This window comes from Nakamurella endophytica, from assembly GCF_014646215.1.
Taxonomy (GTDB): domain Bacteria; phylum Actinomycetota; class Actinomycetes; order Mycobacteriales; family Nakamurellaceae; genus Nakamurella; species Nakamurella endophytica.
This window is the reverse complement of sequence record NZ_BMNA01000011.1, coordinates 13,172-30,997: the sequence shown is the minus strand read 5'-3', so window position 1 is coordinate 30,997 and position 17,826 is coordinate 13,172. Positions and strand designations below refer to the sequence as shown.

The 17,826-nt window shown below is 74.9% G+C and carries 11 protein-coding genes and 2 riboswitches; of the genes, 9 read left to right on the top strand and 2 right to left on the bottom strand.

Annotation, left to right across the window (positions count from 1 at the left end):
• Positions 1 to 73 precede the first annotated feature (73 nt).
• Positions 74 to 183: riboswitch (glycine riboswitch) on the top strand.
• Positions 184 to 293: riboswitch (glycine riboswitch) on the top strand. It begins immediately after the preceding riboswitch.
• An 87-nt stretch (positions 294 to 380) separates the two neighbouring features.
• Positions 381 to 3,317, top strand: a complete 2,937-nt coding sequence (gene gcvP / locus IEY37_RS17845) for an aminomethyl-transferring glycine dehydrogenase (RefSeq protein WP_188944030.1) — start codon at positions 381 to 383, stop codon at positions 3,315 to 3,317.
• A gap of 31 nt (positions 3,318 to 3,348) precedes the next feature.
• Here gcvP and IEY37_RS17840 read toward each other — a convergent pair whose 3' ends face one another.
• Entirely contained in the window at positions 3,349 to 4,533 is a 1,185-nt protein-coding gene (locus IEY37_RS17840) for a hypothetical protein (RefSeq protein WP_188944028.1), read from the bottom strand.
• 458 nt (positions 4,534 to 4,991) lie between these two features.
• Here IEY37_RS17840 and IEY37_RS17835 point away from each other — a divergent pair, with 458 nt between their 5' ends.
• The 8 genes from IEY37_RS17835 (at position 4,992) to miaB (ending at position 15,985) form a co-directional block, all read left to right on the top strand.
• Complete coding sequence (locus IEY37_RS17835) at positions 4,992 to 5,813, top strand: PspA/IM30 family protein (protein ID WP_188944027.1); 822 nt, start codon at positions 4,992 to 4,994, stop codon at positions 5,811 to 5,813.
• Positions 5,813 to 6,643: a phage shock envelope stress response protein PspM gene (gene pspM / locus IEY37_RS17830; protein ID WP_188944025.1), complete on the top strand. Its 831-nt coding sequence runs from the start codon at positions 5,813 to 5,815 to the stop codon at positions 6,641 to 6,643. Before IEY37_RS17835 ends, pspM begins: the two co-directional genes overlap by 1 nt.
• Before the next feature lie 384 nt (positions 6,644 to 7,027).
• Positions 7,028 to 9,133 carry an Hsp70 family protein gene (locus tag IEY37_RS17825; RefSeq protein WP_188944022.1) on the top strand — a complete coding sequence of 702 codons (2,106 nt, stop codon included), beginning with the start codon at positions 7,028 to 7,030 and terminating at the stop codon, positions 9,131 to 9,133.
• A gap of 369 nt (positions 9,134 to 9,502) precedes the next feature.
• Positions 9,503 to 9,712, top strand: a complete 210-nt coding sequence (locus IEY37_RS17820) for a DUF3046 domain-containing protein (protein ID WP_188944020.1) — start codon at positions 9,503 to 9,505, stop codon at positions 9,710 to 9,712.
• 344 nt (positions 9,713 to 10,056) lie between these two features.
• On the top strand, positions 10,057 to 11,094 hold the full coding sequence (gene recA, locus IEY37_RS17815; RefSeq protein ID WP_188944018.1) for a recombinase RecA: 1,038 nt from the start codon (positions 10,057 to 10,059) through the stop codon (positions 11,092 to 11,094).
• A 59-nt stretch (positions 11,095 to 11,153) separates the two neighbouring features.
• On the top strand, positions 11,154 to 11,864 hold the full coding sequence (locus IEY37_RS17810; protein ID WP_188944016.1) for a regulatory protein RecX: 711 nt from the start codon (positions 11,154 to 11,156) through the stop codon (positions 11,862 to 11,864).
• Positions 11,865 to 12,608: 744 nt separating this feature from the next.
• Entirely contained in the window at positions 12,609 to 14,297 is a 1,689-nt protein-coding gene (rny, locus tag IEY37_RS17805) for a ribonuclease Y (RefSeq protein WP_373298385.1), read from the top strand.
• Positions 14,298 to 14,467: 170 nt separating this feature from the next.
• The gene (gene miaB / locus IEY37_RS17800) at positions 14,468 to 15,985 is read left to right on the top strand and encodes a tRNA (N6-isopentenyl adenosine(37)-C2)-methylthiotransferase MiaB (RefSeq protein ID WP_188944141.1); all 1,518 of its coding nucleotides are present in this window, start codon (positions 14,468 to 14,470) and stop codon (positions 15,983 to 15,985) included.
• Between the two features lie 169 nt (positions 15,986 to 16,154).
• Here the strand turns inward: miaB and IEY37_RS22870 are convergent, their stop codons facing one another.
• A complete protein-coding gene (locus tag IEY37_RS22870) occupies positions 16,155 to 17,429 on the bottom strand; it encodes a DUF349 domain-containing protein (RefSeq protein ID WP_188944139.1) in 1,275 nt (424 codons plus the stop codon).
• Positions 17,430 to 17,826: the final 397 nt, after the last annotated feature.

Here is a 17,826-nt window from a genome sequence, read left to right as displayed (position 1 = left end):
CCGCACCTGTGGCCCGGGCCACGGGGCGGCGACCGGGCCGGCCCCGGCCCCCGCGCTAGCATCGAGAGGTCGATCACCCCTCGCGGGAGAGTCCGGCCCAGGCGCCCGCAGCGGCGCACGGGACGGACGCCGAAGGAGCAACTCTCCCCGCCAAACTCTCAGGCCCAGCACCGCGGGGGACAGACACCTCTGGAAAGAGGACCGAGCTCGGTGCCCGTCGCCGTCCCGGTCCCGCCGAAGGGGCAAGCCGCGGCCCGGCGAAGCTCTCAGGCACCGATGACAGAGGGGGAGCGCGGTACCGGCGCGTCCGGTGCCGTGGCGCGTCCTCCACCGATTCGGCAGCACGGCGGCCCGCCGCCGGCCTGAGCTCGCGAGGTGCCATGAGCCCGATCAGCCACACCGACGGCGTCCACACCGACTACGCCGCGCCCGCCGCGCTCGACCCGCAGAGCTTCGCCGGCCGGCACATCGGCCCGGACGAGCTCGGCACCCGCGCCCTGCTGGAGTCGCTGGACCAGCCCGACCTGGACGCGCTGGAGCGTGCGGTTGTGCCCGCGGCGATCCGCCGCACGGCGCCGATGCAGCTGCCCCCGCCGGCCACCGAGGCGCAGGCGCTCGCCGAGCTGCGGGCGCTCGCGACCCGCAACCGGCCGATGGTGCAGATGATCGGGCTCGGCTACCACGACACCCTGACGCCCCCGGTGATCCGCCGCAACGTGCTCGAGAACCCGGCCTGGTACACGGCGTACACGCCGTACCAGCCGGAGATCTCGCAGGGTCGGCTCGAGGCGCTGCTCAACTTCCAGACCGCGGTCGCCGACCTGACCGGCCTGGACATCGCCAACGCCTCGATGCTCGACGAGGCCACCGCCGCGGCGGAGGCCATGACGCTGATCCGGCGCACGGCTCGCAGCAAGTCGGCGCGGTTCGTCGTCGACGCCGACACCCTTCCCCAGACGCTGGCGGTCGTGCGCACCCGCGCCGAGGCGCTGGGCATCGAGATCGTCGTGGCGGACCTCGGCGGCAAGTCCGGGACGGCCGCCGCCCTGCCGCCGGGCGACTTCTTCGGCGTGCTGCTGTCCTACCCGGGCGCCTCGGGTGCCCTGCGCGACCACGCCGAGCTGGTCGCGGAGGCCCACCGGCGGGAGGCCAAGGTCGTCGTCGCCACGGACCTGCTGGCGCTGACCCTGCTGCGCGCGCCGGGCGAGATCGGCGCCGACGTGGCCGTCGGCAGCTCGCAGCGGTTCGGCGTGGCCCTGGGCTTCGGCGGCCCGCACGCCGGCTTCATGGCCGTGCGCAAGGACATCCAGCGGCAGCTGCCGGGCCGGCTCGTCGGCGTCTCGCACGACAGTCACGGCGACCCGGCCTACAGGCTGGCGCTGCAGACCCGTGAGCAGCACATCCGCCGCGAGAAGGCCACGTCCAACATCTGCACCGCCCAGGTGCTGCTCGCGGTGATGGCGTCGATGTACGCCGTCTACCACGGCCCCGAGGGGCTCGCCGCGATCGCCCGCCGGGTGCACGGGCACGCCAGGGCGCTGGCCGGCGCGCTCGCCGCGGCCGGGCTGCCGGTGCAGCACGCGGAGTTCTTCGACACCGTCCGGGTGGCCGTGCCGGGCCGCGCCCGGCAGGTCCGCGCCGCGGCGCGCGAGCGGGGCATCAACGTCTGGGCCGACGGCGACGACGCCGTGCAGGTGAGCGTCTCCGAGGCCACCACCGCCGCCCATCTCGAGGCCGTGCTGGCCGCGTTCGGCGCCGGTGCCGGCGACCTGCACAGCACCCCCGCGGCGCCCGAGGTCGCCTACCGGCGGACCACGCCGTTCCTGACCCACCCGGTGTTCCACGAGTACCGCAACGAGACGGCGATGCTGCGGTACCTGCGCCGGCTGTCGGACAAGGATCTGGCGCTGGACCGGACGATGATCCCGCTGGGGTCCTGCACTATGAAGCTGAACGCCACGGCCGAGATGGAGGCGGTGACCTGGCCGGAGTTCGCCGGGTTGCACCCGTTCGCGCCGGTCGAGGACGCGGCCGGCCTGCTCGAGCTGGTCGAGCAGCTCGAGCGCTGGCTGGTGGAGATCACCGGGTACGCGGCGGTCTCGCTGCAGCCCAACGCCGGCTCGCAGGGCGAGCTGTCCGGCCTGCTGGCCATCCGGGCCTACCACCGGTCGCGCGGCGACGAGCACCGCACGGTGTGCCTCATCCCCGCCAGCGCGCACGGCACGAACGCCGCCAGCGCCGTCATGGCGGGCATGAAGGTCGTCGTGGTGGCCACCGACGCCGGCGGCAACGTCGACATGGCGGACCTGCGGACCAAGGCGGCGGCACACGTCGACGACCTCGCGGCGATCATGGTCACGTACCCGTCCACGCACGGCGTGTTCGAGTCCACGATCACCGAGCTGGCGCAGGTGGTGCACGACGCCGGCGGTCAGGTCTACGTCGACGGCGCCAACCTCAACGCGCTCGTCGGGGTGGCCAGCCCGGGCGCGTTCGGCGGCGACGTGTCGCACCTGAACCTGCACAAGACGTTCTGCATCCCGCACGGCGGCGGCGGGCCCGGCGTCGGCCCGGTGGCCGTGGCCGCCCACCTCGCGCCGTTCCTGCCCGGACACCCGCTCGCCGGGCTGCCGGACGCGGCGGACCTGGGGGCGGACCGGCCGGAGTTCGGCGACGGCTCGGTCGGGGCGGTCTCCGCCGCGCCGTGGGGCTCGGCGTCGATCCTGCCGATCTCCTGGGCGTACGTCCGGATGATGGGCGCGGACGGGCTGCGCCGCGCCACCCTCACCGCCATCGCCTCGGCCAACTACATCGCCCGGCGGCTGGACGAGCACTACCCGGTGCTCTACACCGACGCCCACGGCTTCGTGGCGCACGAGTGCATCCTCGACCTGCGGCCGATCACCGCCGCCACCGGCGTGACGGTCGACGACGTGGCCAAGCGGCTCGCCGACTACGGCTTCCACGCCCCGACGATGTCGTTCCCGGTCGCCGGCACGCTGATGGTGGAGCCGACCGAGAGCGAGGACCTCGGCGAGATCAACCGGTTCTGCGACGCCATGATCGCCATCAAGGCCGAGATCGACCGGGTGCAGGCGGGGGACTGGGCCGTCGCCGACAGCCCGCTGCGGGGCGCCCCGCACACCGCCGGCGAGCTCGCCGGGGACTGGCCGCACCCGTACACCCGGGCGGAGGCAGTGTTCCCGGCCGGGGTGCAGGCCGCGACCAAGTACTTCCCGCCGGTCGGCCGGATCGACGGGGCCTTCGGCGACCGGAACCTGGTCTGCTCCTGCCCGCCGGTCGAGGCCTACGCCTGACCGGTGCCGGCCGGCCGTCCGGAGGCCCGCGTCAGCCCTGCACCAGGGCGGCGAGTTCCTGCCGGACGGCCCCGGACGGCAGCGGCAGCACCGCGACCGGCGGACCGGACGGCTCCGTGCCGCCGGATGCCGGGGCCGTGCCGCCGGGGGGCTCCGTGCTGCCGGACGGGACGGCCGTGCTGGCCGTGCCGTCCCCGGACGCCGCGCCGACCTGCGTCCCGGGCACCCGCAGCCCGGAGGCGGCAAGGGCCTGGCGGCCGGCCGGCCCGGACAGGAACGCGTCGAAGGCGGCGGCCGCCTGCACCTGCGCATCGGACACCCACCCGGCCGTCACCGGCACTGCCAGCACCTCGGAACCGGCCGTCGGGCCGGCGGGGTGCACGGCGCGCAGCCGGCCGCCCGCCGCGGCCGGGAGCTGGGCGAGCTGCCACTCCAGCGCCGGCACCGCCGTACCGGTGCCACCGGCGGCCAGGGCGGCGAGAGCGGCCGTCGCGGTGTCCGGACGGTCGACCGCCGCGGCGCCGAGCCGGCGCAGCGGGCCGGCCGCCGACCGCACCTGCGCGACGGTCAGCCCAGCGCCCGCCGAGCCGCCGCCCGAGGCCGACGCCCCGTACACCACCGAGGCCGCCGCGGCCGCCGACGCGTCGTCGGTCGCGACCGGCGGCAGGGCGAGCCGGACGGTGCCGCGCTGGGCCAGCGAGGGGAGGTCGGCCCAGGACAGGTCGCCCGGCACGCCGGGCGCCGCGGCCGTGGTCACGGCGAGCACGGCCGGCGACGTCGCAACCGGGACGGTGGAGTGGCCGGCCACCACAGCCGGCGCGCCGGCGTCGACGGTGGCCACGTCGGACGAGGAGTCGGCCACCCAGAGCGCCGGACCCGGAACGCCGGACGTCCCGGCTCCGCGCCAGCCGGCCACCAGTGCCCGCGCCGTCGCCTCGCCGGCCATCGGCCGCACCTGCGCGGTGAAGCAGGTCGAGCGGGCCACCGGGTGCGTGTCGTCCCACTCCCGCGCGGCGGCGGTCACGCCCTGCACGGCCGCCGGGGCCGCCACCACCGGCAGCACCGCGGTGGCCGTGCAGTCGGCGACGGTGGACGGCCGGCGTTGCGTGACCAGGTAGACCACCGTCGCCGCGGCAGCGAGCACGAGGACCGCCAGCACGACGAACGGCCAGGCGGCCACACCGCGCCGGCGCTCGGCGGTGGTGTGCCGGCCCATCGCTTCCTCCGCTCGCCCGCCGGAGGCAGCACCGGCGGTGTCCGTACCCGGGGCCGCCGGACCCGGCGGCCGAGAGACGAACTCTAGCCAGTCCGTCCGACAGGCCGGCCGGCCCGCGACCGCGACGCCGGGGGCCCGGTGCCGGGCGTGACCGGGGGACCGGGTGCCTTGGGTGACGCTCGTGGGTCGCGCCGGCCGTCCGCGCGGGCGGGTCGCCGGTCAGGGGGACCCGGACCGTCCCCGGGGTCATCCCCGCATTCCCGGGCCGCAGGGGTGGTCATGGTGGAAGCTGGAGTCCGCACCTGACACCATGGAGCAGGGATCACCTGGTCCCATGGCGTCAGGCACCGGCCAGTGGCCCGGACCGACCGGGCGCCGTCGCCGGGTGTGCCGCACCGCCGAAGCCGGGGCCGGCAGCGGTGCCGGATTGTGCGACCGACGCGAGAGGACCGAACTCGATGGCTAACCCGTTCGTCAAGGGCTGGAAGTACCTGATGGCGCTGTTCTCGTCGAAGGTCGACGAGTACGCCGACCCCAAGGTCCAGATCCAGCAGGCCATCGAGGACGCGCAGCGCCAGCACGCCGCTCTCTCGCAGCAGGCCGCCGCGGTGATCGGCAACCAGCGGCAGCTCGAGATGAAGCTGACCCGGCAGATGGGCGACGTCGAGCGTTTCCAGGCGTCCGCCCGCCAGGCGCTGGTGCTGGCGGACGAGGCGCGGGCCAAGGGCGACGCCGCCAAGGCCGCCGAGTACGAGCAGACCGCCCAGGCGTTCGCCACCCAGCTGGTCTCCGCGGAGAGCCAGATGGAAGACCTCAAGACCATGCACGACCAGGCGCTGCAGGCGGCCGAGCAGGCCAAGAAGGCCGTCGAGAACAACGCCATGCAGCTGCAGACCAAGATCGCTGAGCGGACCAAGCTGCTCTCGCAGCTGGAGCAGGCGAAGATGCAGGAGCAGGTCTCCGCGTCGATGCAGCAGATGTCGCAGCTGTCGGCGCCGGGCAACACCCCGTCGCTGGACGAGGTCCGGGACAAGATCGAGCGGCGCTACGCCAATGCCCTCGGCTCGGCCGAGCTGGCCCAGAACTCCGTGCAGGGTCGGATGCTCGAGGTGCAGAAGTCCACGCTGGACATGCAGGGCGCGTCGCGCCTCGACCAGCTCCGCGCCCAGCTGCACCCCGAGCTCGCCTCCCAGCAAGCGCGGGCCATCGACGCGGCCGCACCGTCGGCCGGTCAGGGCGCCGCGGGCCTGCTGAACAAGCAGACCAACCAGCAGGGCTGATGCGCAGAGGGGTCGTCGTCGGCCGGCGCGTGCTGCGGTCCGGGGGGTCCCGGGTCGACCGCGTCCTGCTGGCGCGCGGCCTCGATGTGGCCGGCCAGGTCGGCGCGGCCGCCGGCGAGATCGTCCGGACCCGCCGCGAGCCGGCCCTGGTGGCGCTCCGGCGGCAGCGTGCCGCCCGGCGGCGGTTGACGGTGTGGGGCGCCGGCACTGTGGTGGGTGCCGGTGGCGCGGTCGGCGCGCTGGTGCCGATGCTGTCGTCCGGCGCGACCACCTCCGGGGTCTTCCTCCTGGTGGTGTGCCTGGGCCTGCTGCTGTGGGCGGGCGCCGGCGCCGTCCGCGCGGTTCACGACCTGCGGTTACGCAGCCGCGTCGTCGCCGCGCTGCCGCCGCCGCAGCCGTCCCGCACCGCGGTGGCCGGCGAGATCCGCGGGCCGGTGGACCGGCTGAACAAGATGTCCGACGACCTGCGCCACCTGGTGGCGATGATCGGTGTGGTCGACGAGCCGGGGGTGCTGGCGCTGCGCCGGGACGTCGTCGAGGCGGCCGACGAGGCGGAGCAGCGGCTCCGCCGGATCGCGCGGGAGCTCACCGGTGTCCTGCGGGCCCGGCGCAGCGCGCCGGCCGACGCCCGGCCCAGCCTCGAGGAGACCGCCGGGCGGCTGCGGGCCGACCTCGACACCGGCGTCGCCGAGTACGGCGAGCTGGTGGGTGCGGCCACCCACGCCGTGGAGGCGTCGCGCCAGCTGTCGACCCGGGTGTTCGCGGTGCCCGAGGTCACCGACCGGCTGCAGGCGCTGGCCACCGGGATGCGCGAGCTGTCCGAGGGCTGACCCGGCCCCGAGCCGGCCTCGAACCGGCCCCGAGCCGGCACGGGATCGACCCCGCCACCGCACCGGCACCGCACCCAGCCGGCACCGGCACCGAGCCGGCACCGGTACCGCATCCAGCCGGCGCCAGCACGGCGCCCGCACTGCCCGGCCGTGACGCACGGTCACCGGGCACGGACGCCGAGCCCGGATGCGCCGGTGCCGGCCCGCACACCGGCGACGGTGCGTACCGAATGCCGCTTTCCCGGCGACCCGCCGTGGCACACTCCCAGTCAGCCTCGCGAGGTCCGTGACGGGTGGGCGGAACCCGGAGGGGGTGGCCCCGAGTCACATACGCCGTCGTGCGCCACGCGGGCCATGACCCGCAGACAGAGGAGCGTCACACCGGTGGATGTGCTCGGCATCGACTTCGGCACCTCCAACACCGTCGCCGTGCTGCTGTCCGACGGCCGGCCGCCCAGGGTGCTGGCCATGGACGGCGCCAGCTGGATCCCGTCGGCGATCTACGTCGAGGACGACGGCAGCCTGGCCGTCGGCCGCGACGCCGAGCGCAAGGCCCGGCTGGCGCCCGAGCGGTTCGAGGCCAACCCCAAGCGACGCATCGACGACGGCGAGATCCTGCTCGGCGTCCGGGTGGTGCCGGTGGTCGACGCCATCGCGGCCGTGCTCCGGCGGGTGGCCGACGAGGCGCGGCGCCAGCTCAACGGCAAGTCGCCGGACCAGGTGCACCTGACCCACCCCGCGCAGTGGGGGTCGTCCCGGCAGAACGTGCTGCTGGCCGGTGCGCGGGCCGCCGGCCTCGGTCCGGCCGTCACCCTCGTCCCGGAGCCGGTCGCCGCGGCCGCGCACTTCGCGTCGCTGCCCGGAAAGTCGCTCCCGGTGGGGTCCAGCCTCGCCGTCTACGACCTCGGTGGTGGCACGTTCGACTGCGCCGTCGTGGCGGCAACACCGCAGGGTTTCACCGTGCTGGCCGAGGGGGGCCTGCCGGACGTCGGCGGCGTCGACTTCGACCAGGCCGTCGTCGACCACCTGGGACGCACCGTCTCCGGCGAGGATCCGGCCCGCTGGCAGGCGCTGTCGCGGCCACGGACCGCCTCGGACCGGCGGGCGGCGCGCACGCTCCGCGAGGACGTCCGCGCGGCCAAGGAGACCCTGTCCCGGTACGCGCAGACCGACCTGCCGCTCCCCGAGCCGTTCGAGGACACGCTGCTCACCCGCCGGGAGTTCGACGGGCTGATCCGGCCGGTCCTCGCGCGCACCGTCGACGTGCTCGCCGAGACCGCGGCGCGGGCCGGCCTGTCGCCCGACCGGCTCGCAGGCATCTACCTGGTCGGCGGGTCCAGCCGCATCCCGCTGGTCGCCGCGACGATCACCGACCGGCTCGGCGTGGTGCCGACCACGCTGGACCAGCCGGAGACCTCGGTGGCCATGGGGGCCGCGCTGGCCCCGGGCAACTCCCGTCCGCAGGGCCGCACCGAGTACCTGGGCGCGGCCGGCGGGACCGGACCGGTCCCGTCCTCGAGACCGGGTCAGCGCCCCGGTCCGGCCGGCGGTCCCGAGGTTGCGCACGGGGCGCCGCCGGCTGCACCTCAGTCCGGCCCGCTCGCCCCGCCGACCCGTTCATTCGCCGTCCCCGGAGCGCAGCAGGGCCCGCCCGCCGGCTCCGGCTACCCGCAGGGCCCGGTTGGTCCGCAGGGGCCGGTCGGTCCGCAGGGTCCCGGGGTCCCGATGGGTGGCGGCGGCCCGCAGCGGCCGGGCGGCCCGCAGGCTCCGCGGAGTCCCTACCCGCCGGCCTCGTCCGGAGCCGGCCGTCGGCGGCTGCCGCTGCTGATCGGTGCCGCGGTCGTCGTGGTCGCGGCCGTCACGACGTTGATCGTGGTGCTCACCCGCGGCGGCGGGGACGACCCGAAGAACACCGCGGGTCCGACGTCGTCGGGGGCATCGACCTCGTCCACCAGCACGTCCAGCAGCACGTCGACCTCGTCGTCGCAGACGTCGACGTCGCCGACCGGCGGCACCACCACCGCGTCGCAGTCCTGCAGCGCAGACGCCGACAGCAACGGGCTGACCGAGTGCATCCGGCTGGTCGCCGGCAAGCTCGCCGACAAGACCTGCACCAAGGACCCGGACGTGCTCGGGGTCGACAAGTCGACCCTCAACAACTTCACCGCCGTGGCCCCGGCCTGGTCGGCGTGCGTCGACTCCGGTGGCGGATACGTCGCCCTGATCTTCCAGGCGAACAACGACTCGGCCCGCGATGTCATCTGGCCGTACGTGACGCAGCAGTTCAAGTCCAGCAACAAGGGCGACTGGCGGATCACCGGCTCCGAGGGCGACTACTCGGCCGGTGAGACGCCGGACGGCAAGGCCGTCGTCGCGTGGCGGTCCTCCGAGCAGCCGGTGCTGGCCTTTTTGATCTCCACCGAGACGTCCTCGGTGAACGACGCCATCGTCTACTGGCAGCAGCAGCTGGACGCCTCGCTCAGCGGCTGACGCCTGGGCGGGGGAACGGGCGGTCGGACTTTGCGCCGGATGCGCTGGACGCCGTTGGCTCGGCGGGCTCCGCGTGGACTGCCGCAGGGGGACGGGCGCCACGCAGCGCCGACCGGCCACCGGCCGAAAGCGGTTCCGCCACGCTGCCCCAGCCGTCCCGCCGCGCTGCCCCAGCCGTCCCGACGGGGTGCCCGGTCGGACCGGCCGGTGTCGCCCGCGCTCCGGTCAGCGGCGTCCCCGCCACTGCCGGATGAGCAGCACGAGGACGACCACCAGCCCGGCGATCATCACGACGGTGGTCACGGTGCCGCTCAGCCCGGTGCTCTGCACCCGCCCAGTGTCCCGGACCGCCGCCGGTAGCATCGGCCCGTGCGACTGACCGAGTTCCGTGCCCTGATGCGTGCCCATTTCGGGCCGCACCGCGCGGCCTCGGTGGCGCACGACCACGTGTTCTCGGCACTGGGCGACCACACCGCCGACGAGGCGCTCGCCGCCGGCAGTGATCCCAAGGTCGTGTGGCGCGCGGTCTGTGACTCGTTCGAGGTGCCGGAGCGGCTCCGGCACGGCCTGCCGGACTGACGGTCGGCACGGGACCCGTCGCCGCGACTCGACACGGCGCTCGACACAGCGCTCGACACAGCGCTCGGCACGTGGACCGGTGCGGCCCTCGATGCGGGGGACGGACCTAGGGACCGGTGGGGCGAGTCCGCGACACGCCCGCGCGGATGCTGGCACGTCGAACACCTGTACGTCTAGCCTTGTCCCCAAGGCCCGCAGTTGTCCACACCTGGATGTCCGTTCAGAGGGACTGTCGGTGCCGGCCTCTACCGTCGGCCAGGACGCACACACCACGACATCGACCGCCACACCGGCGCCACCACAGGCCATCCCGGGGACGCGGACAGGAAGGCACGGGTACCGCCATGACGGCACCGGATCGCGAGAAGGCCCTGGGCATCGCGCTCGCCCAGATCGAGAAGCAGTTCGGCAAGGGTTCGGTGATGCGGCTCGGGGAGGACGGCCGCGCACCGGTCGAGGTCATCCCCACCGGGTCCATCGCGCTGGACGTCGCCCTGGGCATCGGCGGACTGCCGCGCGGCCGCATCATCGAGATCTACGGCCCGGAGTCCTCGGGCAAGACCACGGTGACGCTGCACGCGGTGGCCAGCGTCCAGGCGGCCGGCGGCATCGCCGCGTTCATCGATGCGGAGCACGCGCTGGACCCGGAGTACGCCCGGGCCCTCGGCGTGGACACCGATTCGCTGCTGGTCTCCCAGCCGGACACCGGTGAGCAGGCGCTGGAGATCGCGGACATGCTGATCCGCTCCGGCGCCATCGACCTGGTCGTAGTCGACTCGGTCGCCGCGCTGGTGCCCCGCGCGGAGATCGAGGGGGAGATGGGCGACAGCCATGTCGGCCTGCAGGCGCGGCTGATGTCGCAGGCCCTGCGCAAGGTGGCGGGCGCGCTGAACAACACCAACACCACGATGATCTTCATCAACCAGCTGCGCGAGAAGATCGGCGTCATGTTCGGCTCGCCGGAGACGACGACCGGCGGCAAGGCGCTGAAGTTCTACGCGTCGGTGCGGCTGGACATCCGGCGGATCGAGGCCCTCAAGGACGGCACCGACGTGGTCGGCAACCGGACCAGGGTCAAGGTCGTGAAGAACAAGATGGCCCCGCCGTTCAAGCAGGCCGAATTCGACATCATCTACGGCCACGGCATCTCGCGCGAGGGGTCGCTGATCGACGTCGGTGTCGAGCAGGGCCTCGTCCGCAAGGCCGGTGCCTGGTACACGTACGACGGCGAGCAGCTCGGCCAGGGCAAGGAGAACGCGCGCTCGTTTCTCCGGGACAACCCCGACATCAGCGACGAGATCGACAAGCGCATCAAGGAGAAGCTCGGAGTCGGTGCCCGCATCGACCTGGACGAGCAGGCTCCGGCGCCGGTCGACTTCTGATCCGGTCGATGGCGGCCGGCACCGCACCCGGTGCCGGCCGCGGTGGAGGGGTGTGAGCGGTGCCCGACGACGCCGAACGCGGCGCCCGCGTGGCGGCGCTCCAGGACCGGTTGGCCGAGCTGACGGCGCGGCAGTCCACGGCGCCGGCCCCGGTGCCGACACCGGCCGGCGGCCGATCTCGCCGCGGGTCCAGCGATGGCGACTCGGCCCAGGGCCGTGGCAGCGGCCGGCCCGACCGGGACGACGACACCCGTCGCGCCGAGTCGGCCGCGCTCGACTACTGCCTGCGCGTGCTGGCAGTCTCCCCACGGACGCAGGCCCAGCTGGAGCAGCGACTGGCCCGCCGGGAGGTGCCCGCCGAGGTGGCGCGCACGGTGATCGAGCGGCTGCACGGCATGCGGCTGATCGATGACGGTGCCTACGCGGCCGACTACGTCCGCGCCAAGCACCGGGACCGTGGACTGGCCGGGTCCGCGTTGCGGCGGGAACTGCGCCGGCAGGGAGTCGACCCGGCTGTCGCCGCTGCGGCCGTCGGTGACCAGATCGACCGGGGTGCCGAACGTGACCGCGCTGAGGCATTGGTCCGGGCCCGGATGACGTCCGCACTGCGCGCCGGTCCGGTCGCCGCCCGACGCCGGCTGCTGGCCGCACTGGACCGCCGCGGCTACCCGGCGGAGCTTGCGATCGCCGTGGTGGACGAGGCGCTCGGAGCCGTTGCGGTCGCCGGCTCCGGGTCGGGCGCCGACCCGGCCGACGACGGTCCGTTCTGACCCACCGGCAGGGCCGCGGTCCGTTCCGATGCCGACCCCTGCCGACGCCCGCTCACGCGATGGCGACGCCGGCCGATCCCTGCGGACAGCTCCGGATGACCGACGTCCCCGACCGCGGTGAACCGGCCGGGCGTGAACGTGCCGGACCTCCATAGCTCCGTCACGGCTGCATCACGGCGCCGCCGGGGACGAGGCGGCCGTCACGCTCCGACAAGCAGCTGTTCCTCCGCCCGGGTGGCCGCACCCGCGGACCGGCCCACGGACGGCGGTCGGGACCGGTCAGCTTGATAGTTCCTGCCGACGTCCTTAACCTCGAAGTCACAGGAGAATCACGACACGCGCTCGAGCCTCTCGACCGCGACCGATAGCGGCACCGTCGCCGCGGCGGCCCAGCTCGCTGGCCCGCACCGGGCAGCTCGCCGCCCGGGTGTCATGGTGCGCGCGTCCGTCCGCGGTCCTCCTCACCGTCGGACGACGGCCGTGACGAGGGAGGATGCCGTGCAGAGCGTCGCCTTCGCGGTCCTGGCCGCGGCCCTCGTCGTCGCGGTCGCCGCCCTGGTGGTCGTGGCCCGTCGCCGGTCCGCCGCACCGTCCCTGGACGAAGCGGCCGTGCGCCGGCTGCTGCACGAGTCCCTGTCCTCCGCGCCGGTCGCCGCGTCACCGGATGCCGTCACCGTCCGTGCGCCGGTCGAGGGACGGGCACCGTCGGCGGGCGCCGGAACGGGGGAGAGCCACCGCACGTCCCTGCTGACCGGGCCGGGGACGGTCGACGCAGAGGACGTCACCGCCGACGACCGGCGTGGCCTGGCCGCGCTGCGGCAGGAAGCCACCGACGCGGCCGCCGAGATCCGTCGGGCCGCGGCCGACGCGGCGGAAGAGCTACGCGAGCGCTCCCGTGCGGACGCCGACCGGCTGCGCGCGGAAGCGCGGGCCGATGCCGACCGCACGCTCGCCGTTGCCCGCGCCGAGATCGCGGACATGCGGGCCGGCCTCAAGGACGAGCGCGAGCGACTGGCGCGGGAGGCCGCCGCCAGCGTGGCCGCCGAGCGGGCGGACCTGGCGGCCGCCCAGCAGCGGCTGCGCGAGCAGGCGGCAGCGCTGGAGGCCGACCGCCGCGAACTCTCCGTGGAGCGGACCCGGGCCCGGGCTGCACAGGACGAGGTCGACCGGGAACGCACAGCCCTCGACCGCCGTGACGACGCCCTGCAGCAGCAGGCCGGCGACCTGACCGAGCAGCTGCAGCAACTGCGCCGGCGGGAAGCGGAGCTCGACCAGGCCGACCATCGCGTGCAGGCCGAGCTGGTGCGGGTGTCCGGGCTCACCGTGGCCGACGCCAGGGCGGAGCTGCTCGCCGCCCAGCAGGACGCCGTGCGGCGCGACGCCGCGCTGCTGATCCGCCGGGTCGAGTCGGAGGCCCGGACGGAGGCCAAGTCCCGGGCCCGGGCGATCGTCGCCGAGGCCGTGCAGCGCGTCGCCTCCGACCAGACGGCGCAGACCGTGGTGTCGGTCATGCAGTTGCCGTCGGACGACATCAAGGGCCGGATCATCGGCCGCGAGGGCCGCAACATCCGCGCCTTCGAGACCGTCACCGGCGTCAACGTCATCATCGACGACACCCCCGAGGCCGTGCTGCTGTCCTGCTTCGACCCGGTCCGCCGCGAAGTCGGCCGGGTCACCCTGCAGATGCTGATCGACGACGGCCGCATCCACCCGCACCGCATCGAGGAGGCGTTCGAGCGCGCCACCGACGAGGTGCACGCGCTGTGCCGGCGCGCCGCCGAGGACGCCCTGCTGCAGGTCGGCATCACCGATCTGCACCCGGAGCTGGTGGAGTACCTGGGCCGCCTGAAGTACCGCACCTCCTACGGCCAGAACGTCCTCGGCCACCTGATCGAGACGTCGCACATCGCCCGGATGATGGCCGCGGAGCTGGGTGCCGACGAGCAGCTGGCCGCCCGCGGCGCCTTCCTGCACGACATCGGCAAAGCGCTCACCCACGAGGCGCAGGGGTCGCACGCGCTGGTCGGTGCCGAGCTGGCCCGCAAGTACGGCGAGTCCGAGGCGGTCGCCCACTGCATCGAGGCGCACCACGACGAGGTGCCGCCGAGCACGGTCGAGGCCGTGCTGACCCAGGCCGCCGACGCCTGCTCGGGCGGCCGCCCCGGCGCCCGGCGGGAGTCGCTGGAGGCCTACGTGCAGCGGCTGGAGCGGATCGAGGCGATCGCCAGCGGCAAGAAGGGCGTCGAGAAGGTCTTCGCCATGCAGGCCGGGCGGGAGCTCCGGGTGATGGTGAAGCCCGAGGTCGTCGACGACCTGGAGGCGCACGTGCTGGCGCGCGAGGTCGCCAAGCAGATCGAGGAGGAGCTGACCTACCCCGGGCAGGTCAGGGTCACCGTCATCCGCGAGTCGCGCGCCACCGAGATCGCCCGCTGAGTCCCGCGGAACCAAGAGGTCGGACCGCCGGGACCCGGGGCGCACGTACGCTGATCGTCGTGCCGACCGCCCCACCCGCTCCACTCGCCGCCGCCGCCCACCCCCGGGACGCCGCCGCGGTGCCGCTCCGGACGGCCGAACCCGCGGCAGTGCTGGCGCCGGCCGCACCGGTGGTCGAGGCCGCCGGCGGAGACCAGGTCGAGGCAGGCCCGGTGCGGACCTACGAGGTGCGCACGTACGGCTGCCAGATGAACGTCCACGACTCCGAGCGGCTCGCCGGGCTGCTGGAGGACGCCGGTTATCGGCGCGCCGGCACCGATGCTCCGCCGGACCTCGTCGTCTTCAACACCTGCGCGGTCCGCGAGAACGCCGACAACAAGCTGTACGGCAACCTGTCGCACCTGGCGCCGGCCAAGGCGGAGCGGCCGGACCTGCAGATCGCGGTCGGCGGCTGCCTGGCGCAGAAGGATCGCGGCGAGATCCTGCGCCGCGCCCCGTACGTCGACGTCGTGTTCGGCACGCACAACGTCGGCAGCCTGCCGGTGCTGCTGGAGCGGGCGCGCCACAACCGCGAGGCGCAGATCGAGATCCTCGACCAGCTCGAGGTCTTCCCGTCGTCGCTGCCGGCGCGACGGGACTCCGCGTCGTCGGCGTGGGTGTCCATCTCGGTGGGCTGCAACAACACCTGCACCTTCTGCATCGTCCCGTCGCTGCGCGGCCGGGAGGCCGACCGGCGCCCGGGCGACGTCCTCGCCGAGGTCGGCATGCTGGCCGCGGAGGGCGTGCTCGAGGTGACGCTGCTCGGCCAGAACGTCAACGCGTACGGCAGCGACCTCGGCGACCGCGGCGCCTTCGCCGCGCTGTTGCGGGCGTGCGGCCGGGTCCCCGGCATCGAGCGGGTGCGGTTCACCTCGCCACACCCCCGCGACTTCACCGCCGACGTCATCGAAGCCATGGCGCAGACGCCGGAGGTCTGCCCGCAGCTGCACATGCCGCTGCAGTCCGGGTCGGACCGCATCCTGCGGGCCATGCGGCGGTCCTACCGCAGCGAGCGCTACCTGCGGATCCTGGACGACGTCCGGTCCGCCCTGCCGGACGCCGCGATCACCACCGACGTCATCGTGGGCTTCCCCGGCGAGACGGAGCAGGACTTCCAGGACACCCTCGACGTGGTGGCCGCCTCCCGCTTCGCCTCCGCCTTCACCTTCCAGTACTCGCCGCGCCCCGGGACGCCGGCGGCGACCATGGACGGCCAGGTGCCGCGGGAGGTCGTCGCGGAGCGGTACCAGCGGCTGCAGCGGGTGGTGGAGGAGTCGGCGCTCGCCGGCAACCAGGCCCAGGTCGGGCGCGAGGTCGAGATCCTGGTGTCCGTCGGCGAGGGTCGCAAGGACGAGCGCACCCAGCGGCTCAGCGGTCGCGCGCGCGACGGCCGGCTCGTGCACTTCACCCCGGTCGGTCCCGCCGTCACCGGCGACGTGCGGCCCGGCGACGTGGTCCGCACCGTCGTGTCGTCCGCGGCGCCGCACCACCTCGTCGCCGACGGCCCGCTGCTGCAGCACCGGCGCACCGTCGCCGGTGACCGCTGGGCCGAAGGCAGGACCCCGCGGACCGGCGGCGTGGGCCTGGGCATGCCGGGCCTCGGGCGCGCCCGCCGCGCACCGGCACCGTCTGCCTGCTCCGCCGGCTGACCTCGGAACGGCCACCACCCGCCGCCCCGAACCGAGGATCGGCACTCGTCCGTAGCGGAGACGGGAGCGCGGCCGAGTCCGGGTCCGGGACACGGACCGGGGAGGCGCGCCAGCCGCCGCGGCCGGACACCGTGCTCTCCCGCGGGTGCCCGGCCGACCACGGCCCGGGTCAGCCCCGGGTCGCGCCTTCCGCGGTGCCGAGCCACTCCTCCCACTGCTTGGCCTGCGCCTCGGCCTGCTGCGCCTTGCGCTCGTCGCCGGCGGCGCGGGCCTTGGCGGCCTGTGCCCGGAACGACTCGGCGCGCGCCCGGAACTGATTGACCCGCGCGGCGGTCTCCGGGTCCGTCCGCCGCCAGTGCGAGTCCTCCGCACGGCGCACCCGGTCCTCGACCGCGCGCATCCGGGTGTCGAACTCGCGGATCCGCTCCCGCGGCACCTTGCCGGCCGCCTCCCAGCGCTCCTGCACCGAGCGCAGCTGCGCCCGGGCGGCGTCGAGGCCCTTGGCCGGGTCGATCCGCTCGGCCTCGGCCAGCAACCGCTCCTTGACCTCCGCGTTGGCCTCGAACTCGCTGTCCCGATCGGAGAACGTCTTGTTGCGGCGGGAGAAGAAGCGTTCCTGGGCGGCGCGGAACCGCTCCCACAGCTGGTCCTCGACCTCCCGCGGTGCCCGCCCGGACGCCTTCCACTGCTCCATCAGCGTCCGGTACTCGCCCGCGGTCTTGCCCCACTCGCTGGAGCCGGACAGCTCCTCGGCGCGGGCGATCAGCTTCTCCTTGGCGTCCTTGGCCGCGACCCGCTGCTTGTCCAGGTCCGCGAAGTGGGTGCCGCGGTGCCGGGTGAAGGTGTCCCGCGCCTTGGCGAACCGCTTCCAGAGGGCGTCGTCGGTCTTGCGGTCGATCCCGTGGATCTGCCGCCACTCCTCGACGATCTCCTTGAGCCGGTCGCCGGTCGACTTCCACGCCGTGGACTCGGCGAGCGCCTCGGCCTCGGCGCACAGCGCCTCCTTGGCCGCGATGGCCCTGGCCCGTGCCGCCGCCCTGGCCTGGCTCGCGCCGGCCACCGCCGCCTCGGCCGCGCCGATCACGATCTCCAGCCGGGCCGCCGCGGAGTCGAAGTCACCGACGGCGGCCAGGGTGTCGACCGAGTCGCGCAGCTCGACCGCATGCGCGCGGGTGGCCTTGGGGTCCCCGGACCCGCTCGCCAGTCGCGTCTCCAGGAGCGCGATCTCGGTGACGAAGTCGTCGAACCGGCGGCCGAAGTGCGCCAGCCCGGCCTCGGCGTCGCCGGCCTGCCAGTTGCCGACCGGCCGTTCGCCGCGGGACGAGTACACGTAGACCACGCCGTCGTCGTCGATCCGCCCCCACTTGTGGGGGTCGACCGGCTCGACGACCGGTTCGACCGTCGGCGCACCCGACGCCGCGACCGGTGCCCGCGGTGGCAGCACCCCGGGACGACCCGGACGGCCCCCGCGGCCTCCGGGCTGCGGCCGGCCGGACGGCCCCCGCCCCGGCCGATCACCCGGCCGGTGCCCCTGCTCGCCGCTCCCGGACTGGCGCGGGCCCGAAGGACGGCCGCCGCGGTCGCGGTGGCCGGACTCGCCGGAGCCGTGCGGACCCGGCGTCGCGTCCGGGGCGGCCTGGCTTGCTTGTGCGCCCGCGGTCAGGTCCTCGCCGCCGGCGTCGGAGCTGATCCCGGTGGCAGCACTGGCGTCGTCGCGCGCCCCGCCGTCCGTCGCGGCGGTGTCGGACCCCGGCGTACCGGTGGCCACGCCGCCGTCCGTGGCCGCGGTGTCGGCGTCCGGCACGACGGTGTCGACGTGCGTGCCGCCCGCGTCGACGTGC